This window comes from Halorubrum sp. CBA1229, from assembly GCF_003721435.2.
GTDB lineage: Archaea > Halobacteriota > Halobacteria > Halobacteriales > Haloferacaceae > Halorubrum.
This window is the reverse complement of sequence record NZ_CP054586.1, coordinates 332,323-351,776: the sequence shown is the minus strand read 5'-3', so window position 1 is coordinate 351,776 and position 19,454 is coordinate 332,323. Positions and strand designations below refer to the sequence as shown.

At 58.0% G+C, this 19,454-nt stretch carries 25 protein-coding genes; 10 read left to right on the top strand and 15 right to left on the bottom strand.

From position 1 onward, the window contains the following. The first annotated feature begins 164 nt into the window (after window positions 1-164). Genes Hrr1229_RS17990 through Hrr1229_RS17980 form a run of 3 tightly spaced genes read left to right on the top strand, consistent with a single transcriptional unit; the run spans window position 165 to window position 2,369 of the window. Window positions 165-890 (top strand): ABC transporter ATP-binding protein, encoded by a 726-nt coding sequence (locus Hrr1229_RS17990; RefSeq protein ID WP_176329443.1) that lies wholly within the window; start codon window positions 165-167, stop codon window positions 888-890. Next, window positions 883-1,620 (top strand): ABC transporter permease, encoded by a 738-nt coding sequence (locus Hrr1229_RS17985; RefSeq protein ID WP_123115055.1) that lies wholly within the window; start codon window positions 883-885, stop codon window positions 1,618-1,620. The genes Hrr1229_RS17990 and Hrr1229_RS17985 overlap by 8 nt, the downstream gene beginning before the upstream one ends. Continuing rightward, window positions 1,617-2,369, top strand: coding sequence for an ABC transporter permease (locus Hrr1229_RS17980; protein ID WP_123115215.1), 753 nt, complete (start codon window positions 1,617-1,619; stop codon window positions 2,367-2,369). The genes Hrr1229_RS17985 and Hrr1229_RS17980 overlap by 4 nt, the downstream gene beginning before the upstream one ends. 95 nt (window positions 2,370-2,464) lie before the next feature. Here Hrr1229_RS17980 and Hrr1229_RS18355 read toward each other — a convergent pair whose 3' ends face one another. The 11 genes from Hrr1229_RS18355 to Hrr1229_RS17930 form a co-directional block, all read right to left on the bottom strand. Continuing rightward, complete coding sequence (locus tag Hrr1229_RS18355; RefSeq protein ID WP_255212624.1) at window positions 2,465-2,551, bottom strand: SHOCT domain-containing protein; 87 nt, start codon at window positions 2,549-2,551, stop codon at window positions 2,465-2,467. A gap of 65 nt (window positions 2,552-2,616) precedes the next feature. Beyond that, a complete protein-coding gene (locus tag Hrr1229_RS18350; protein WP_255212623.1) occupies window positions 2,617-3,090 on the bottom strand; it encodes a plastocyanin/azurin family copper-binding protein in 474 nt (157 codons plus the stop codon). Window positions 3,091-3,222: 132 nt separating this feature from the next. After that, a complete protein-coding gene (locus Hrr1229_RS17970) occupies window positions 3,223-3,531 on the bottom strand; it encodes a thioredoxin family protein (RefSeq protein WP_123115053.1) in 309 nt (102 codons plus the stop codon). Between the two features lie 176 nt (window positions 3,532-3,707). Beyond that, on the bottom strand, window positions 3,708-4,061 hold the full coding sequence (locus Hrr1229_RS17965) for an SHOCT domain-containing protein (RefSeq protein ID WP_123115052.1): 354 nt from the start codon (window positions 4,059-4,061) through the stop codon (window positions 3,708-3,710). A gap of 2 nt (window positions 4,062-4,063) precedes the next feature. Beyond that, a complete protein-coding gene (locus tag Hrr1229_RS17960) occupies window positions 4,064-4,483 on the bottom strand; it encodes a DUF302 domain-containing protein (RefSeq protein WP_123115051.1) in 420 nt (139 codons plus the stop codon). Window positions 4,484-5,014: 531 nt separating this feature from the next. After that, window positions 5,015-5,377 (bottom strand): SHOCT domain-containing protein, encoded by a 363-nt coding sequence (locus Hrr1229_RS17955; RefSeq protein WP_123115050.1) that lies wholly within the window; start codon window positions 5,375-5,377, stop codon window positions 5,015-5,017. A gap of 55 nt (window positions 5,378-5,432) precedes the next feature. Next, the gene (locus Hrr1229_RS17950; RefSeq protein ID WP_123115124.1) at window positions 5,433-5,753 is read right to left on the bottom strand and encodes a hypothetical protein; all 321 of its coding nucleotides are present in this window, start codon (window positions 5,751-5,753) and stop codon (window positions 5,433-5,435) included. A gap of 235 nt (window positions 5,754-5,988) precedes the next feature. Beyond that, window positions 5,989-6,579, bottom strand: a complete 591-nt coding sequence (locus tag Hrr1229_RS17945) for a winged helix-turn-helix transcriptional regulator (RefSeq protein WP_123115049.1) — start codon at window positions 6,577-6,579, stop codon at window positions 5,989-5,991. An 89-nt stretch (window positions 6,580-6,668) separates the two neighbouring features. Then, window positions 6,669-6,809, bottom strand: coding sequence for a YHS domain-containing protein (locus Hrr1229_RS17940; RefSeq protein ID WP_123115048.1), 141 nt, complete (start codon window positions 6,807-6,809; stop codon window positions 6,669-6,671). A 408-nt stretch (window positions 6,810-7,217) separates the two neighbouring features. Then, window positions 7,218-7,814 (bottom strand): MarR family transcriptional regulator, encoded by a 597-nt coding sequence (locus Hrr1229_RS17935; protein WP_123115214.1) that lies wholly within the window; start codon window positions 7,812-7,814, stop codon window positions 7,218-7,220. A gap of 1,002 nt (window positions 7,815-8,816) precedes the next feature. Beyond that, window positions 8,817-10,205 (bottom strand): permease, encoded by a 1,389-nt coding sequence (locus Hrr1229_RS17930; RefSeq protein ID WP_123115047.1) that lies wholly within the window; start codon window positions 10,203-10,205, stop codon window positions 8,817-8,819. Window positions 10,206-10,559: 354 nt separating this feature from the next. On the opposite strand from Hrr1229_RS17930, the gene Hrr1229_RS17925 reads away from it, so the two are divergent. After that, entirely contained in the window at window positions 10,560-10,823 is a 264-nt protein-coding gene (locus Hrr1229_RS17925; protein ID WP_255212612.1) for a hypothetical protein, read from the top strand. 16 nt (window positions 10,824-10,839) lie between these two features. Next, on the top strand, window positions 10,840-11,745 hold the full coding sequence (locus Hrr1229_RS17920; RefSeq protein WP_123115046.1) for a universal stress protein: 906 nt from the start codon (window positions 10,840-10,842) through the stop codon (window positions 11,743-11,745). A 104-nt stretch (window positions 11,746-11,849) separates the two neighbouring features. Here Hrr1229_RS17920 and Hrr1229_RS17915 read toward each other — a convergent pair whose 3' ends face one another. Genes Hrr1229_RS17915 through Hrr1229_RS17905 form a run of 3 tightly spaced genes read right to left on the bottom strand, consistent with a single transcriptional unit; the run spans window position 11,850 to window position 12,768 of the window. After that, window positions 11,850-12,125 carry a hypothetical protein gene (locus Hrr1229_RS17915; protein ID WP_123115045.1) on the bottom strand — a complete coding sequence of 92 codons (276 nt, stop codon included), beginning with the start codon at window positions 12,123-12,125 and terminating at the stop codon, window positions 11,850-11,852. A gap of 2 nt (window positions 12,126-12,127) precedes the next feature. After that, on the bottom strand, window positions 12,128-12,415 hold the full coding sequence (locus Hrr1229_RS17910) for a hypothetical protein (protein ID WP_123115044.1): 288 nt from the start codon (window positions 12,413-12,415) through the stop codon (window positions 12,128-12,130). A gap of 2 nt (window positions 12,416-12,417) precedes the next feature. Continuing rightward, window positions 12,418-12,768: a helix-turn-helix domain-containing protein gene (locus tag Hrr1229_RS17905; RefSeq protein WP_123115043.1), complete on the bottom strand. Its 351-nt coding sequence runs from the start codon at window positions 12,766-12,768 to the stop codon at window positions 12,418-12,420. Window positions 12,769-12,884: 116 nt separating this feature from the next. On the opposite strand from Hrr1229_RS17905, the gene Hrr1229_RS17900 reads away from it, so the two are divergent. Beyond that, entirely contained in the window at window positions 12,885-13,535 is a 651-nt protein-coding gene (locus Hrr1229_RS17900; protein ID WP_123115212.1) for a plastocyanin/azurin family copper-binding protein, read from the top strand. A gap of 34 nt (window positions 13,536-13,569) precedes the next feature. On the opposite strand, the gene Hrr1229_RS17895 is transcribed toward Hrr1229_RS17900, so the two are convergent. Beyond that, a complete protein-coding gene (locus Hrr1229_RS17895) occupies window positions 13,570-14,127 on the bottom strand; it encodes a hypothetical protein (protein WP_255212611.1) in 558 nt (185 codons plus the stop codon). Window positions 14,128-14,247: 120 nt separating this feature from the next. Here Hrr1229_RS17895 and Hrr1229_RS17890 point away from each other — a divergent pair, with 120 nt between their 5' ends. From Hrr1229_RS17890 to Hrr1229_RS17875, 4 genes are all read left to right on the top strand, one after another. Continuing rightward, window positions 14,248-14,982, top strand: coding sequence for a hypothetical protein (locus Hrr1229_RS17890; protein ID WP_123115041.1), 735 nt, complete (start codon window positions 14,248-14,250; stop codon window positions 14,980-14,982). 101 nt (window positions 14,983-15,083) lie between these two features. Continuing rightward, complete coding sequence (gene acnA, locus Hrr1229_RS17885; RefSeq protein ID WP_123115040.1) at window positions 15,084-17,861, top strand: aconitate hydratase AcnA; 2,778 nt, start codon at window positions 15,084-15,086, stop codon at window positions 17,859-17,861. A 160-nt stretch (window positions 17,862-18,021) separates the two neighbouring features. Then, complete coding sequence (locus tag Hrr1229_RS17880; protein ID WP_123115039.1) at window positions 18,022-18,576, top strand: DoxX family protein; 555 nt, start codon at window positions 18,022-18,024, stop codon at window positions 18,574-18,576. 33 nt (window positions 18,577-18,609) lie between these two features. Further along, window positions 18,610-19,308: an isoprenylcysteine carboxylmethyltransferase family protein gene (locus tag Hrr1229_RS17875; RefSeq protein ID WP_255212610.1), complete on the top strand. Its 699-nt coding sequence runs from the start codon at window positions 18,610-18,612 to the stop codon at window positions 19,306-19,308. Window positions 19,309-19,454 lie beyond the last annotated feature (146 nt).

The following is a 19,454-nucleotide window of genomic DNA, read 5'->3' as shown; positions in this document are numbered from 1 at the left end:
GGCTACCGACCAAGTCTACTCCTGTTTGGAGACAAAAGGAATGCCAAATCGTTGGCTATCCATTGCTCTCTTCGTGATACAACCCGATCTCAGGGTAATTTGACGGGGTTAACTTTCGATTCTTAACAACAATTCGATTGAATGAGTAGAACGTCTTTCCACGTATGGAAATGACCACGGCGCCCACGGAGACGGTCGATGGTAGCAAGACGCTCGTTCGAGGCAACGTTCTCGAGAAAACCTACGGGTCACGACTTCCGTTGGGACGGTCGACGCCCGTTCTCACCGGTGCGGATATCGAGGTCCGTGCCGGCGAGATCGTCGGCATCGTCGGCGAGAATGGGTCGGGCAAGTCCACGCTGATGGAGATTCTCGTCGGGGTTCTCGACCACGACGCGGGCACGGTCGAACGGTATGGAACCGTCGGATGGTGTCCGCAGGAACCCCTGCTCTACGATCGGTTGACCGTCTCTGAAACCTTCCGGCTCTTCGGCGCCGGGTACGGGATGAGTCGCGAGGAGATCGACGCGGCGAAGCAAAGACTGGCGGACGAACTCGACTTCGAGCAGTACCTTGACTACCGGGTCGACCAGCTTAGCGGTGGGAACCGACAGAAGGTCAACCTCAGCATCGCGTTGATGCACGACCCGGACGTTCTCATGCTCGACGAACCCTACACCGGGTTCGACTGGGAGACTTACCTGCGATTCTGGGACATGGCACAGGACCTCGCGGACGACGGCACTGCCGTCGTCATGATCTCCCACCTAATTGAGGAGCGGAGTCGCCTCGACCGCGTCTTCGAGGTGCGGAACGGACTGGTTCACGACGTGACCGACGAAGAGACCGAGAGCGAACTCAGGAGCGACCCGGAGGGGGAACATGAATAGGTTCGTCGTCGGCGTTCGGGCGAATCTCCAGACGTTTGTCCGGACACCTCTGAACGTCGTCCTTGCGCTGGTGCTCCCGCTCGTGGTCATCGAGGGGTGGGGCCAGGCGATGGCCGGACTGCCGTCAATGCCGACCGTCGAGGGGATTCCGCTCGACCTGGGACGCCTCCTCGGCGCGATCTTCGGCGTCGCCATCATCGCCGGGCTGATGGGACTGGTCCAGATGATCAGTGCCCGGGAGGCTGACCGACGGCTCGTTCAGACCGGGTACGCGCCACGAACGCTGCTCGCGACGCGGCTGGCGACTCTCGCGGGTGTCACGATCGTCGTCGCGGGGGTGAACTTCGGCGTCCTCTGGCTGACGATCGACGTCGAAGCACCCCTGTTTGTGTTCGCGTTCCTCGCGCTCGCGGGCGTCGTCTATGCTTTCCTCGGTGCGCTCGTCGGCGCAGTGCTTCCGCGACTGTTCGAGGGGTCGCTCGTCGTCGTCTTCCTCGCGATGATGGACGCGTTCCTCAGTGGCGACAGCCCGCTCGCCGCGGACGTCCCCGACTTCGTCCGGTACTTCCCGTTGTATCATCCGAAGGAACTCCTCCAGTCGGCCGCCTTCGACGGTACGTTCGCTGCGGGTGACCTCGTCTTCGTCGGCGGGTACCTTCTCGTGTTGCTCGTCCTCGTGACTGCCGTATTCGGTGCGACGATGCGCACGGCCGGGGGGTGGTCAGCGTGAACCGAACGGCCACGGCGTTCGGTATCGGGCTCCGGGAACACGCCCGCAACTACGTCCTCGTAGCGCTCCTGGTCGTCCTCCCAGTGTCGTTCATCACGCTCGCCTTCGCGGTCACCCAGGACGTCCAGATGCCGGTCCGGACGCTCGTCGACGGCGAGACGACGACCGTGATGCGGGGGATGCCCGAGGTCCACGGCGTGATCATGACACCGATCACGAGTTCGTTCATCGTCGGGTTGGCCGGTCTATTCCTAATGCGCGAGGCGAGAGACACGGACGGCCGCCTCGCTGTCGTCGGCTACCGAGCACGGCAGGTCATCGCCGCACGGTTCGGCGTCCTTGCAGTCATCACGCTTGTCGTGGTCGCTGTCTCCGTCGGGGTGATGCTCATCGACTTCCAGCCCGAACAGCTGTGGTGGTTCGTCGCCGCGATGCTCGTCCTTTCAGTTACCTACGGACTTATTGGGATGCTCGTCGGCGCCGTCTTCAACCGCCTGGCCGGCCTGTGGATTATGTTGATCCTCCCGATGATCGATATCGGACTGTTTCAGGACCCGCTGTTCGTCCAGTCTGAACCCGAGTGGTGGATGAAACTCTTCCCGGGCTACCATCCCGTCCGCGTGATGGTCGATACCGGACTCACGACGGACTTGGACACGGCTGCGTCGCTCGGCTGGGGGGCCGGCTATCTCCTCGTCGTCGGACTCCTCGCCGTGTGGGTGTACTACCGCGGAACTCGAACGACGTGACGACGCGCTCGAACGAAGGTGGTATCCGCGGCCGGACGGATCGATCGAGGGCACCCGACGCGATTCGCTGACTTACCGAACATCGACGAGGCGTTTCACCTGTCTTCCAACCGCTCACGACGCTTCTGGAACTCTTCTTCGTCGATCTCGCCTCGTGCGTAACGGCGTTGGAGGGTTTCCATCGCGGAATCATCGCTCTCGGGAGATGCGTCACCTCGTCCTAGTGCCCAATAGAGGAGTCCGCCAGCTAAGCCGAGCATTCCGAGTGCCCGCCGACGAACGGGACGCCGCCCCACCCGCCTCTCGAGCCACCCATCATGCCCCCTCCGCCGGGCCCCATCATGCCGCCACCGGTGCTCCCGCTTCCGTCGACGTCCGAGCCGATGGCCACGGCGCCGTTCTGGACGATCGTCTCGCTATCGGGGACCTCGCCGTCGGGGATTGAGCTCTCCTCGGCCGGGCCGCCGGGGCTGCCGACGACGATGCGGCCGACCATCCCGACCGACTTGTGCGGGATGCAGTAGTAGTCGTACGTGCCTGGCTCTTCGAACGTGTACTCGAAGGATCCCGACGAGATGGTTCCACTGTTGAATGCGCTGGCGTCGGATGGAATCCGATTCTCGTAGGCGGTCGCCGAGTGGGCTCCGGCCGCTAGCTCGAAGCGAACGGTCGTGCCGGGTTCGACGTGGAGTCCGATCGGGTCGAAGTAGTTGTTGCCCATCTTCACGACGGGCGTCTCCTGTGCGCTCGCTGGCTGAGTGATCCTACACCGGCGATTGCGCCGGCACCGAGTACTCCCAGGAACTGACGTCGGTTATAGTTCGTCATGTGGTTTGAATCGGTCTGCTGGTCGTTATTTTCGCACGGCATCGACGAGGCGCTGGACGAGTCCAGACGGTTGCTGGGTCGCGCGCTCGATGGCTGACTCGAGGTCGTTCCGGTCGACGATGCCGATGAACTCGGCGGTCTGCTCTCCGTTCGCGTAGACGAGTGTCGTCGGCGTCTTTCGGACGCCGTATTCTTCGGCCGTTTCCAGATCTTTCCGGATGTCGACCTCCCGGAACTGCACGTCCGGATACTTGTCCTCGAGGCCGTCGTTTTTCTCCCGCTGTGTTGTGCATGCCCCGCACGTCTCTTGGGTGAAGAGGATTACTTCGGTCACATTGTATACTACGGTATTGTAACTTAACCACATTACTATTCAGAATCGTAAGCTGAGAGTCTCCCATTTCTTCGATTCGAAGTCCTGCTCACACAGTGGTGATAGGGAATAGCTTGACGAACGAAATCGAATACACAGGCTCCGGATATACGCACCTGGGTGTGTACTCGTTGAGTTTACTCCGACCGTTCGAGTTTCTCGCGGCGGGATTCGAACTCTTCGTCGGTGAGGTCGCCGCGAGCGTACGCCGTGCGGAGTTCCTCCATCGCGGGGTTTCGAGACGTCTGGCTTTCATTCGCACGTCGGACGACGAGGTAGCCACCGCCAAGGAGGATGAGGAGGAAGATGAGCGGGACGAGCATCCCGACGAACGGCCACCACCCGCTGGTGGTCCCGCCGTAGCCCATCATCCCTCCGTAGCCCATCATCCCTCCGAACCCCATCCCCATGGTGAGCAACGGGAGGACGATGAACGCCCCGAGGATCAGGAGCACGATAGTCGTGGTGTCGAGTTGATTCGACGAAGACATCGTCACTCCTCCTCTGGCACCGTTCCCAACTCGTCTGAGACCGTTGCGATGACGCGCTCGAATCGTTCGTGCACGTCGACCGCGATCTCGTCGAGGTCTGGATTCTCCGTGATGCCGACCAGTTGCTGGGGGTCGACGGCGCTCACGACGACGTCACCGGCATCCGTCTCGTAGACGATGACGTTACACGGGAGCAGGGCCCCCAATTCCGGCTCTTCGGCGAGCCCCTCGTGGGCGAGTGGAGGGTTACACGCCCCGAGAATCCGGTATTGGTCTACGTCGACATCGAGCTTTTCCTTCAGGGTCGTTTTGACGTCGATGTCACAGAGGATGCCGAAGCCTTCGTCCTGTAGTGCGGTCGTGACTGCGGTTACGACATCGTCGAACTGTGCATCGATCGTTGTGGTGATGGTATACGTCATTGGTCTATCGGGTGTTTTTGGCTTCCAAGCTTGCGATGAGCTTCGTTGCTTCCGCTTCGGTCAATCCAGCGCCGCCAGACGCTTCTGAGGCGGTGAATGCGCGGAGTCGTCGGCGTTCGGCAGCCTGTCTGCGTTGTTTTCGTGAGTCGATTCGGATATTGTGTTGTGAGTGCTTCATTGTGGTGGTTGATTTTGTCGTGACGCACATTTCGTCTCGGTCTGTGACTGGAGTCGACGCACGCCGAGGTCTGTTTAGATCGCTTGAGTCGTCCCCGACGGAGTCGGAGAGTCCTTGTCGTCAGGTTAGCTCAGTTGCTTTTTCAACATTTTGTGTGTTCGTTCTTTCTCTCCACAATACTATGGACGATTGCACGAGGCATAACCGGCCAGGTCCGTTTGCTGACCCAGCAAATCGCCCCGTCATTCTAGTCCACTCTCTCGTGGTCGCTGTAGCACCCCTGAAGGTGCCAGCCGGCAATACGAATGTATGTGGACGACGTGGAAGGGTACATGGACGGAGGGTGTTGATACTCACTGGGTGAGCGAGGATCGTCGGTTCTCGAACTCCTCGTCCGAGAGTTCACCCCGCGCGTAGCGCTCGCGGAGTTCAGCGAGTGCAGTATCCGTCTTCGAGGTCTGTTCTTCGCGGTTAGTCCCGTACATGAGGAGCAGGACGAGTCCGATCAGGAGCAACGGCCAGAGGAACATTCCGCCTCCGAGCATCCCGAAGCCGCCGAGTCCGCCCATTCCGCCCCAGCCGCCGCCCATCATACCGCCGCCGTAGCTTCCACTACCGTGGGCAGCAGCCGTTCCAGTCGCCGCGACCAACAGCGGAACAGCGAGTATCGTGAGTCGACGAGCAGTGCGTCCGATGTGCGTGGTGAGTTGCGTCATTATTGTGGATTGGTGAATTGCGTTCAGTCGAAGCGATCGAAACGGTCAGGGCCTATCAGCAGTGGCCCTGCCCGTACATCCCGCCGTTGTAGTCGTCGTCAGTCCCGTCGTGGTATTCCTCGTCAGCCATGTCCTGGGCCATTTCGTCGACGGTCACACCCATGTGCGACTCCATCCACTCGACGCTACCAGGGCCCATGTGTTCGGTCATCTGTGCCTCCATCCACGTGGCCCATTCATCTGCGGTGGTATTGTCCGTGGGCGCGTCGTCTGCGGTCGTGTCAGTGCCGTGTGCGCTGACCGCGGGGGCGGCGAACGCGAGTCCGATGATCGCGAGTGCCACCAGCAGCCAGCGGCCGAGTTTGAAATTAGTCATTGTCTTTCTCCTCGGTTACTCGTAGGACCGCTCGGGGGTTATCGACGTGGGTGTGAATCCACGCAGGAGAACGTTCGAGAGCGTGTATAGAGCGTTATAACTGTTTTTCAGAGATGCGACCGTTCATATCCGCCGAATTCGAGGAGCTCCCCGCTTTTCCCACGTTTCGTGAACCGGCTCGGGGGCAGACCCTGCGGCAATTGGCCTGCTCGGCCTATTGAAAAAATAGTCCCCGTTATCCTGGGGAATCCTCATGCTGTTTCCGAAATGCAGATTCACATTCTTCGCAACAAAACTGTTGGAGGGAACCACCAACACGCGAGGCTAATCCGTCTTCGCGAACCGTGCTCCCACAGTTTGCGGATGTAAGTGTAGACTCCGTTCCGTTTGAATACGTGGAGTGGGTGATGCTCGACAGCAATTGCACATCGTATCGCCGGACATCACTCAGTGGAATATTTTGTTGCACCCAGCTTCCGATTGTGGGGCGTGGTGGAGTCGCCACGGCGATAATCTCACCTTCAGCAGTTGTGAATACGTGTTCCACGTATGGGGCCTGGATAACTGACTCTCGAAGTGAGTCCGCACTATCGAGTACAGATTGGAAACGCACCATGATACGCACCCGGTTTTCGTACTGCGTTCGATCGGTGTCGACTGTGAATTGACGAATAACGCCGTCTTGTTCCAATCGACGGATACGCGCCGAAACAGACGGGGCTGAGAGATTTACTGCTTCAGCGATTTCATTGTACGAACGACGTGCGTTCTCCTCGAGGAGTCGGAGGATCTCACGATCCGTGTCGTCAATCGCATTTTGTGTCATTGAAAGATGAACCGGGGGTGGGGAAAGGGGGGTGGGTTGAGGGGGAAGCTACGACGCCAGACGCGGGGCTTTCTCGGTGGTTGTGACGTTTAGACGTATTCCTCCGGTGCCGAGGTGAACGTGTCCTTGCATCCTTCGGCACAGAAGTAGTACGTCTGACCATCGTACTCGGCAGTAGCCGCTGCATCGGTTTCGTCGACGTCCATTCCACAGACGGGATCAGTTGCCATTCGGTTTCACCCCGCATCTAATGTACGGGGCGATAAATCAAGCACTTTGCTCTTAACAATCCAAAGTCGAGATACCGACCGGCCTGAGCAGTTCTGAACGTTCTGAAGGCTCAGAGCGGCGGATGGGCCACTGCTTTAGCACGATACCGAATGGGTCGCTTGGGCGAACCCACAGTTTCTTATCTCAGTCCAATATAAAAAGGAGGCTCGTGGCTGGAGAGTGTCTGATAAGTCACCCTATTGGGCGGGAACTGCTGATCACCAAGTTTCGACCGTCAAACAAGGCGAATGTCCGTGGGTGGAGGGGCAACTGCCCCAAGATAGTAGGTCATTTCCTCCATGGAAGGCGCGAGTTCCGTCCTCAACGTGCGAGCAAAAGCGAGTAACGACTGCGTAGCAGGGTAGTTACTATGCCTGATTCTCCTGTAAATCATCACTTGGATAGATACGATACGTTCGCCCCTGGCGTTCACGATACAACAGCCCACGTTTCTCGAGGGCACTTACTGTCTGACTCACCTTGCTCTTCGAGAAGTTCGATCGGTCCCGCAATTCGATCTGGGTGATGCCGGGTGAGGAGAGGACTGGCTCGAGGATACGACGTTCGTCATCGGGCAGCAGGTCCAACACACGTGCCTGCGGTTGAGATTCTGGATTGATAACGCCGCTCGATTGGGCCGCTTCCTCGGGCGAGTTATCCGTCTCGGAAACAGTTTGACTCTCCGTCTTGGCCTGCGTGTCGTCGGGTACAGCTGTGTTAGTGAGGTCGTTCCGAATCAAAAGATATCCCCCAATAATGACCGCTGAGACGAGAAGAGTCCCACCGATGTACCAGATGGGGTTCGTCCCATGCATCGCCCCTACCGATGAATCCATTCCCATCATCGACCCCATTTGCTCGATGGATTGTTTTTGCTGGTAGGCTTGCCAACCGAGCGCACTGCCGATGAGGAGGACAGCAGTGACAAGGAGACTGGCGAGGAAGTCCGCTCGCCGTTTATTCATATACTCCACCTCAGTCCGGAATAGCTACCATTCATTATCTGGTGTTCGCGAGTCATTACTGTACCAGTTTCGATAGATACGAACAGTTCAGTGTGGCTGTCTATCCCCTCTGTGTGTCCCACGACCCGTCAATATTCTCCCAGCTAACCGTTGTAACGCTGGCGCAAAGTGGGTAGAACGTATTCGATCGAGTTAGCTCCCCTGTAACTGCGAGACTACTATCGCAAGCCGATTTCGATGATAGAGAATAGCTAGCCCTAAAAGAAATAGGACTGTCGCAAATTCATATCCATAGGTACCGAACAATATTGTCGTTGTAGTGCCACCCACTCCGCCCACAAGTGCTAGCACGATTGGGCTGACGCAGGCCGGACACGCCACGATTCCTATAACGCCCCCAACCGCTGACTGAGAAAAGCTCAGTACTGCGTCATATACAAGATATGCCATTGCGAACAGGCCGACTGCTTGATAGGGTATGATTGTAGCTGTAATTATATTCCCAGTGTAGAGTAGAACGGGGCTCCAGCCTAGTGAGCGCCCCCACGTCAAGCCGTAATCGGTGGCCCCAGTGAGTTGCCCGAGGTGGGAGGTAGATGGGCCGACTAAGCCTGAAAAATATAACATAATGAGAAAGTAGATTGCGACAAATAACCCGGCACCGACTCGGTATATCCAGCTCGTTGTAGGGGGACGGGTATGCCATAAAACCCATCCAGATGCGGTAAACCAAATAAACGGTATAACGAAGTGAGTCCATCGTCCCACGGTATCACCTGTCACATACACGTAAGTGATTCCAACCACCAGCTGGATGGCTAGTATCAAGTTAAGCCACGTACTCGATTCGAGAATCTGACCGAGAGATTGGATTTCGCTTGTTGTTTTTGTCATAGGGCAAAACAGGCTGGGAGCGGTTTAAGTGTTGATTTGTGAAGCACTCTCCACTGATAATGAAAAAGAGTTCGAATCTAGACAAATGACTATCCCACTCTACTGGCGTTAGTGGTCGTGACTGTGATCTTGAAATTCTGGTTTCTGATGAGCGAATTCATTCGGCTTCTTTTCAAATTTTTGCCTACAGGCTTGAGAGCAGAAGTAGTATGTTTCCCCGTCGTGGGTCACGGTCGGTCCCTTCTCGTCGGTCCGCATTCCACAGACCGGATCGCGGTACTGGCCGGGGGCACCGAGGCCACGCCGGTAGACGTAGAGGAGGAATCCGGAGAGCCCGAACGCGATAATGTTGAGATAGAAGGTGTAATTGATCTCAAAGTACGTTTGTTCGGTCGCAGTCTCACCGCCGGCGAGGTTTGGAACAATTCCGAGGATGTTGAACAGTTCTTCCATGAGGAAGCCTGTGAAGGCCATCGTCACGAAGAAGATGCCGAGAATGTACAGCATCACCTTCCAGCCGTAGTATTTCCGGTAAACGTTGAGGACAGGAATCGTGATGAGGTCGGCGTAGACGAACGCGATGACGCCCGCAAAGCTGATCCCACCGCCCCAGAGCGCGACGGCAAAGGGGACATTGCCCATACTGCCGACAAAGCTGAGGACAGCGATCGTCACGCCCATGATGGCGTTCTCTGCGCTCACCAGCAAACTGTCGCCCTGAAGGAAGAGCGTGTTCCACACCCACTGCGGGACGAAGACGATGACGAACCCTGAGATCAGAAAGCCCGCGATGACGTCCTTCCAGATCATCGACCACTCCTTGCGGTACTGGTTCCCGACCTTGTACCACCCGCCCCACGAGAGGAGTTCGTCACGCCACCCACCGGAACTGGCGATTTCCTGTTGATATGTCTCCATACACCCCTTCGAGCAGAACTTCACCGTTTCACCCCCGTCGGTCGTCAGCGAGTACTCGTCTTTGCCCTCCATCCCGCAGGTCGGATCCTCGGTGACGCCGTGTTCGTGATCACGTTGATTCAGTTCCTCCCGAACTTCGTCGAAGAGGTTCTCCGGGAGAGTCAAATGGACCAGGAGCGCCATGACGGCGATAAGGATGAGGCCGCCGAGGAGTTCGGCGACCAGAAACTCCCACCCCAGCAGAATCAGGATCATCAGCCCCAATTCTACGATGAGGTTTGTCGAGGCAAACATGAAGGCGAGGAAATTCACTGTGTGTGCTCCCTTCTTGAACAGTCCCTTACCAATCGCTACTGCACCGAAGCTACAGCCGCTACTCGCAGCACCGAAGACCGTTGCCTTCGTGAGTCCGCTCAGATCCCCTTCCCCAAGGACTTGGGCCATCCGCTCTTTGGAGACGTAGACCTGGACGAGGCTCGTAATCGTGAGGCCCATAATAATCGCCCAGGCCGCTGTCCAGAGAAAGCCGACACCGATCCGCAACGATTCGAGGATTCCGTCGACGAGGGCGGCCTTCATACGTAGACCATCACAAGCCTCTGTTTTGTCAATTGCCCTTAGAAATATGGGCTTGTGACCCTCTATAAAATTTGCATTCGAAAGCACAAACCACCAGAGACAACAACTCCCTGCTTGAAATGCCCTCTCACTAATTTAATACTGGGAGTTCGGGCTCCAGTTGGTGAATCGCTATGGCCTTTTGAACGACTAATTACCCAGACAGCGACGCAATATCCTGCTTCTGTCCCCGCATTTTATCGTGGTTCGTTACCCAGCCGGGTGTTCTTTCGAATTGTAATAGAAACTCGATTGAATGAGCCAGGCGTATCTCTACATATGAGCACGACTACCAGAACTCAGGACGCGCATGACATGGAATCCAAGCCCCGCACGATGTCCCTCGACGCACTGGCGCTGGCAGGTGCAGCTGCCGTCGTCTCTGCCGTCGTGATGCTGCTCTTCGGCGTCTTCGGAGCGATTGGAGTCTACGAGCAGGGGATTGAGGCAATGGAACAGTGGCACCTGTTCTTCGAACCGACCATCGTCGGGACAGCAGCAGGTATGGTTGAAGCCGCGGTGGCCAGCTTCGTCCTCGTGTACGCCTTCGCCTGGCTGTACAACTCCTTCACACGGTAAATCGGAGAACTACGCCATGTACACCGATATCCTCATCCCAACCGATGGCAGCGATCACGTCGAACCCGCGATCACGTACGGGCTCGACATCGCGGACCGATACGATGCAACCGTTCACGCTCTACACGTCGTCGACAGTTCGCCGATCGAACGGAAACTCGAACTGACCGCGCTGACTCCCGATTTGGAGCCGCTTCCAGACCAATGGTATGACGCTGGGGATGCCGCCACGCAACAGATCGCGACACGAGCCGCAGAACACAATCTCGACGTAGTTTCTGAGGTCCGCCGTGGCGTTCCAGCGCGAGAAATCCGATCCTACATCACCGACGCCGGAATCGATCTCGTCTGTATGCGAACCCGAGGACACACTGGCCTCGACCGATTTCTGCTTGGGAGTGTAACGACCCGAATTATCCGCACTGTTAACATCCCTGTCCTTAGCATCAATTCGAAGCCGGCTGAAGCGAGTTCTGAAGCCGAGATACGAGCTGGATTCGACCGCATCTTATTTCCGACAGATGGCAGTATTCCGGCACGAGAGGCTTTTTATCACGCACTCGAAGTGGCTAAGATGTACGATGCGGCAGTTCACGCTCTTTATGTTGTTGATAGGGGTGACTACGCGTCTCGTCCGGGATGGACATGGGACGAACTGCAGCAAGTGCTAGAGCAGACTGGAGAAACGGTCCTCGAAGATGTCCGATCTCGAGCGACTTCTGACGGGGTTGCAGTCACTGCTGAGATAACCCACGGCGTCCCCCATCAGGAAATATCGGAGTACTGTGACCAGCATAGCGTTGACCTCATCCTTATGGGGACGCACGGTCGATCCGGTATTTCACGACACCTCATCGGAAGTGTGACTGAACGAGTTCTCCGGAACGCTGATGGGCCAGTTCTGACCATTCGAGGAGCGTGAACCGCCATCGGGGGCAAGCTCCGGAGCACTCACCTCATCAGTGTAAATCGCGTTTAGTCTCGCCTTGAGACACTCGGCTTGCGTTTCCAGAGAGGTGTCTGGAGCTACCGGCGAAGCGAGATGAGAAGAACCACGAATCCGAGGCCAATGGCGACTGATTCGATGACGTGGACGACAGCGAGGTCAACTCCCGCGAATTCGAACAGCACTCCTTCAATGAAGACACCGAGAGTGATGATCCCGAATCCGATCGCGGCGTTTCGCATATAGTACGTGCCCGTTCGTCGATACGCCTCGAAGCTGTAGTACGTGATCAGAATACCGAGTGCGAGAACGAGCAAGCGAACGACTACAAGAATCGCTGTTGTTGCGTCCACCATTCTTATTCCTCCAGTTTCCGCGGGTCGCGTCCGTACAGGGCGTACAGGATCGTGAGCATCCCGAGCGCGACGATTACTGTCGCCACTATTCCAGCGTTATGGAACGTCAGGCCAACAACGTCGAATAAGACCCCTTCGATGATAGCGCCGAAGCTGATAATTGCGAAGCCGACGGCGAGGTACAACATCGATTGGCTGTTGGATCGACGGTATCCTCGATAGGCTTGGTATGCGATCACGAACCCGAGAGCCATGGTGACGAGTTTTGCGATGACGAGACCGATGTGCATGGTTAGTCGTTCCTCATTGTATCCCACAACCGAGAGAATCTGTCGGGGGCGTCTTCCCGAAGTTCGATGCGGACATCGAACCCAGACTCCAGAAGTTGAACCTCGACCCGGTCGAGCTGGGCTTCGTATTCGCTGTAATGATGACCGTCGGGATCCATGTGCGTTCGTTCGACGAGCAAGTCGTACTCGAGCAACGTATTGACTCGCCTGGAAACCGTCGAGACGGACATATCGCACTCATTACTGAGTTCCTTGGCGGACATCTGTGTTCGGCGAGTCGCCTCGAGGATCGCTCGTGCATAGTCGTCGTCGAGGATGGCGAGGACCCCCGAGATGTCTCGCTCTTCACTCACATTCTACATTTCTGTGGGCGGGTATATAAAGAAACGCCGATTTGCTGACCCAGCAAATCTGCGTTCCGGACTATACTGTCTGCCTGTGTAGGTTCACTTGCAAGGTGACCGATGATATGACCGATTCACTCACGCGTCGACGGATGCTCCAGCTGACTGGCGGTGCAGCAGTCATTGGCCTCGCCGGTTGCACGGGGACTCAGGACAACGACAGCGAGGCAGCGGCCGGATCAACGACTGAGAGTGGCCAGGACGAGGCCAGCACGGAGTCTAGCCACAGCGACGACGAGGACAGTCACGACGACGATGGGGGGCACGACGAAGCGGTCGGAGCGCCGTCCGATACGGCCGAAGTAAACATGATTACCGAGGACGGGGGCTACCACTTCGAGCCACACGTCGTGCGGGTGAACGTCGGTGGCACCGTGACCTGGCACAACGAGAGCGGGAGTCACTCAACGACCGCGTACCACTCCGACAACGACCAGCCCCAGCTCGTTCCCGAGGGAGCGGCGTCCTGGGACAGTGGCATCGTCTCTGAACAGGGCGCAACGTTCGAACACACGTTCGAGACCGAGGGGGTCTACCACTACTACTGCACGCCCCACGAGAGCCTCGGGATGATCGGGAGCGTCATCGTCGGTGAACCGGATCCCCACGAGGCGGTCGCCCTCGAGGATCCGCCGGCCGACAAGCCCGATCGGGTCCGCGAGAAGCTTGAAGAACTGAACGGAATGATTTCGACCGCCCTCGGCGACGACCACTAATCACTCCCGGACGGTTTCAGCAGCGCTCCCCCTCCTACCGTACAAGTAGATTGTAGCCGATATGGAGTACTGCGAGGCCGAGATATCCAAGACCGAGTACCGCCAGATTTCGTCGCGACAGCGACGGTAAGCCTACCTCGTCGGTATGATGAATCCGCTCGCCGAGCGCGTACGCGAACCGCCCAGCAATGAGTGCGAACGGTAGGTGAACGAATACTAGCGGGAGCACGAGCGAGTCGAACTGGGCTGTCGCCTCGAGACGTGACAGGTATTCGAGTTTGAGCACCAGTTCGAGGAAGGCGACTGTCAGACCGGAGGCCACGGTTGCGAGTAGTCCCTCGGTTTTCGAGAGGAGGTCGCCTTGCCAGTAGCTCCAGCCGTAGAAAACGAGTATCAAAGGGATGAGACGGACGAACGCCTCCTCGATGAGCCCAACCAGAAGAGTCCACGTGCTTGCGGTCGTCACCTGAAGCAGGGCAAGTTCGAACTGATAGGCACTCCACACGCCGATACCGGTCACGACGCTACTTACGACAGTCAACCCGACCAGTGACCGGTACTGTGACGGCATATGTGACAACGACCGTTTCATACGTGAGAGTCAGTCAAAATAGGCGTATCCGTTCGAAGTCCACACTGCGAAGAGCCTTTATTACCCTCCGCCTGTTACTCACTCACACGAATACTAACTGTAGCCGGTCACCATACTACCATGCCACCCGACGAACCCGCTTCCGTCTCTCGGTCGGCTGATACGGAGCACGACGTAATCGGCCGGATTGAAGAGACGGCTCTGTCGCGTCGGGGGTTTCTTGCCGGACTCGGCCTGGGGAGCCTTGGGGGCGCCGGTGCGGTTTTCGGTCTCACGCGAGCGGGGGAGGGATTTCAGTCGCTGGCGACACTCGCTGGTGGGGCCACACTTCCCGCAACAACACGGTACTATCTTCCAGCAGTCGACGGCTCCGATAGCGGCCTCATGGTTCCGGTGGCATTTGAGTTCACCGACGGCGAGGGCGAGTTGTTCGTGAATTTGAATGGAATCGAAGTCCGCCACGACCTCCAGCTCGCGCTTCGTGAAGCGATTGCGACGGCCACGCGGCTCACCGACAGCTCGCTGGCCGGAACGGCGACGCACGTCACGTTCGATTCTCCCACGGACAGTGTGCTCGCACTTCGCGGGAAGAGCTGGGAAGCAGGACTCACGGTCGCCCTCGTCGCCAGCCTCCGCCAGCAGTCACTCACACCGGAGACGCTCATCACGGGAATCGTCGACGACGAAGGAGCGTTGCTTCCCGTTGGGGAGATCGAGACGAAAGCCCGTGCAGCACGAGGACTTGATGCACGGGCTTTGGTCATTCCGGCGGACGAACCGACAGAAGTGGCTGTATCGGGGCTCCGTATCGTCAGAGTTCGCTCGATAACGGAGGCGCTTAGCCGGATTCTGTGAACGAAGGCCCTTCGCGACAGCTGTATGAAGTGCTGCAGTGACTGGGTCTTCCGACTGTTCGGAGCCAACAATTCAAGGGCTGGGTAAGCGTAGCTCACTCCATGGTCGAAACTGATCCTTTCGATGCGATACGTGAATTCGAGTTCGATGGGGACGCCTATCAAATGGCGGATCTCACCGCTCTCGAAGAGGCCGGCCTCTGCGAACTGGACCGCCTTCCGGTTAGCATTCGTGTCCTCCTCGAATCCGTCCTTCGGAACGTCGACGGCGACACCATTACGGCTGAGGACGTTCGGAACGTCGCTTCGTGGCAGCCTGACGTGCCGGATGTCGAACTTCCGTTCACGCCGTCGCGGGTCGTCCTCCAGGACCTCACCGGTGTTCCCGCCGTCGTCGACCTCGCGGCACTCCGCTCGGCGGTTGAGCGCAAGGGCGAGGATCCAACCCTCGTCGAACCGGAGATCCCGTGCGATCTCGTCATCGACCACAGCGTTCAGGTCGACTACTTCGGCTCTGAGGACGCATACGAGAAGAACGTCGAACTGGAGTATGAGCGCAACGGCGAACGCTATCGAGCGCTCAAGTGGGCCCAACAGGCCTTCGACGACTTCCGCGTCGTACCGCCGGGAACCGGGATCGTCCACCAGGTGAACCTTGAATACCTCGGCCAGGTCGTCCACGCCCGAGAGCGTGATGGCGAGCAGTGGCTGCTCCCCGACACCCTCGTCGGAACTGATAGCCACACGCCGATGATCGGTGGTATCGGCGTCGTCGGGTGGGGCGTTGGCGGCATCGAGGCGGAAGCCGCGATGCTTGGCCAGCCCATCACGATGAAGCTCCCCGAGGTCGTCGGCGTCCGACTCACCGGCGAACTACCCGAAGGTGCGACAGCGACCGACCTCGTCCTCCACGTCACCGAGCAACTCCGCGAGGTCGGGGTTGTCGACCGCTTCGTCGAGTTCTTCGGACCGGGCGTGTCGAACCTCACTGTTCCGGACCGGGCGACCATCGCGAACATGGCACCCGAACAGGGTTCGACCATCTCGATGTTCGGGGTGGACGAGGCGACTCTCGATTATCTCGAGCTTACGGGACGCGACGAGGAGCACATCGAACTGGTCCGTGAATATCTCGACGCCCAGGGGCTGTTCGGCGAGCAGAACCCCGAGTACACCGAAACAGTCGAGCTCGATCTCTCGACGATAACACCCAGTCTCGCCGGGCCGAAGCGGCCTCAGGACCGCGTCCCGATGGACGACATGAAGACGCACTTCCGTGGATTGGTCCACGGTGAATTCGAAGACGAAGTGGACGAAATCGACGAGGACGCGCTCACCCGATGGCTTGGCGAAAGCAGCGCTGCCGATGACCGACCGGACCCCGATCTTCCGGAGCCGGACGTCGGCGACCTCGACAAACGGGTCGAAGTCGACGTACACGGCGAAACGACTGAAATCGGCCACGGGAGCGTCGTAGTTAGCGCCATCACCAGCTGTACGAACACGTCGAACCCTTCGGTGATGCTCGCGGCAGGACTCCTCGCTCGCAACGCTGTCGAGCGTGGGCTTGACGTCCCCGCGTACGTCAAGACGAGTCTCGCTCCGGGAAGTCGTGTTGTCACCCAATATCTCGAGGAATCGGGCCTCCTTCCGTATCTCGAAGACCTCGGCTACAACGTGGTCGGCTACGGCTGTACGACCTGTATCGGGAATGCCGGACCACTGCCCGAGCCGATCGAACGCGCGATCGACGCCGAAGACCTCTGGACGACGAGTGTCCTCTCGGGCAATCGCAACTTCGAGGCACGCATCCATCCGAAGATCCGGGCGAACTACCTCGCCAGTCCGCCACTCGTGGTCGCCTACGGCCTCGCCGGCCGCATGGACATCGACCTCGAACACGACTCGCTCGGAACGGACGCTGAGGGCGACCCAGTCTACCTCGCAGACATCTGGCCCGACCCCGACGAGATTCATACGGCGGTTCACGATAGCGTCGACTCGGCGATGTTCGAGGAGAAGTACGCCGAGGTGTTCGAGGGGGACGAACACTGGGATGCGCTCGATGCGCCGAGCGGTGACGTCTACGAGTGGGACGAGTCTTCGACGTATATCCGAGAGCCGCCGTTTTTCAAGGACTTCCCGCTGGAGAAACCCGGCGTGGCGGACGTTGAAGACGCCCGCACACTCCTGTTGCTCGGGGACACGGTCACCACGGACCACATCAGTCCCGCCGGACCGTTCAGTCGCGAGCAACCGGCTGGGGAATGGCTCGTGGAGCGCGGTGTCGAACCGCACGAGTTCAACACGTACGGTGCTCGGCGAGGGAATCACGAGGTGATGATGCGCGGGACGTTTGCGAACGTCCGCATCGAGAATCAGATGCTCGACGACGTCGAAGGTGGCTACACGATTCACAACCCCACGGACGAACAGACGACGGTCTTCGAGGCCAGTCGTCGCTACCGCGAGAACGACACGTCGCTTGTCGTGTTCGCTGGCGAGGAACTCGGAACGGGATCGAGTCGTGACTGGGCTGCGAAGGGGACGGATCTGTTGGGAGTCCGTGCTACCATCGCCGAAAGCTACGAACGAATCTTCCGTGACAATCTCGTCGGTATGGGTGTCCTCCCGCTGCAGTTCCAAGAGGGAGACTCGTGGGAGTCGCTCGGCCTCGACGGCTCGGAGATCGTCGCGATCCGTGGCCTTGATGACGGGTTAGACGTGAACGACGAGCTGACCGTCCTCGCAGAACGGGCTGATGGATCGACCGTCGAATTCCCGGTTACTGCCCAGGTCGGTACGCCTGCAGCCGTTCGATACGTCGAAAACGGAGGCATCCTTCATCTCGTCCTCCGACGGCTACTCTCCCAAAAATAGGGACACTTCCCCGTTTCTCCGCTCGAACTCGAGACAGCTTGAAGATTGCCGGATGTGATACACTACGGAGCCGGCTCCTTCTCGAAAAACAGTGGCACCTCCTCACGTGAATCGGAGGGGAGACGCATCTTTATATAATTCCCACGAATCAGTCTACGGTATGTCATCACAAGAAGTCCAACTACAAAGCTCAATTGGCGGATTTACGGCGAGCGGGAAGCTTCACACCCTGAGCGTCTGGTTCATCCTTGCACTACGACTGATGATGGGGATCGCGTTCTTCCAGAGCGGTGTAGATAAGGTCCTTTCCGGCAGTTTCAACGCGGCCGGCTACCTCCAGAATGCGCCGCCCGCGAACGGCAGTCCGCTCGCCGATCTCTTCGTCTCGATGGGCCAGACGGGGTGGTTCGTCGACTTCGTCAACATCGCCGTCCCGTGGGGCGAGGTTCTCATCGGCCTCGGCCTGATCGTGGGTTTCCTCACCCGACTGGCCGCGTTCTGGGGCGCGTTCCTGATGCTACTGTTCTACTTCGGGAACTGGGACACCGCACACGGCTACATCAACGGGGACTTCGCGTACATGCTCGTTTTCCTCTCTGTCGCCGCTTTCGGCGCAGGACGTATCCTCGGTCTTGATGCGTATATTGAACAGTACAAGGTTGATGGTGTACCACTCGTGGAACGGTATCCCTGGGCCCGATACATTCTAGGATGAGTTATTTACTCTGGTAGAGAATCGACCCATAGAATGTCTCTGAACGTCTTGATGGTTTCAGCAATCGATTTTTCCGTTACTAACCCCGCAGCCTGGGGACTCGCACTAATCGTTATCGTCGTGGTTTCCTGGTTCTTCTATCGGTATTTTGCTCCAGATAGCTGGCGCGAGTGGGTCGGGGCAGGTGTGGTGCAGGCGTTTATCATCGCGTTGTATGCAGAGATGTACGGATTTCCGCTCACGATCTATCTGCTAGTCAGATTTTTCGGGTTCGATCGCGAGTCCGCCAGCACGAATCTCTGGTCGACACTCGTCGGCTTCGGCGAGACTGGAATGCTGGTTTCGATGCTACTCGGCTATGCCGTGGCTCTCGTCGGCATCGGACTGTTTGCTCAAGGATGGCGGCAGGTCTATCGAGCTCGGCAGAATGATCGACTTGTCACGGACGGGCTATACGGCTACGTACGTCATCCGCAGTACACCGGTTTGTTCATCGCTTTGTTCGGCGAAGGAATCATTCACTGGCCAACAGTGTTCTCTGTCGGTTTGTTTCCGTTTGTCATCGTGGTCTTCGCGTGGCTTGCTCGGAAGGAAGAACGCGACATGGTCGACAAGTTCGGCGAGGACTACCAACTGTATCAGCAGAATGTCCCGATGTTCCTTCCGGATCGGGGTAAATGGCGAGAAGTTGTGGCCGAGTCCCGTAACCACGATGACTCTGACAGTCCGTAATGAGAGTTGCTCAAACAAGCTCGGACTGATGGGTGCGTCTCTGCACGTGGATAACGGACTTCTTGTTGGGTGACGTAGACTCCCCATGGTTCCAATTGTTCCAAACGTCCTTCTGACCGGTATCATCCTCGTGAGTACCGGATACA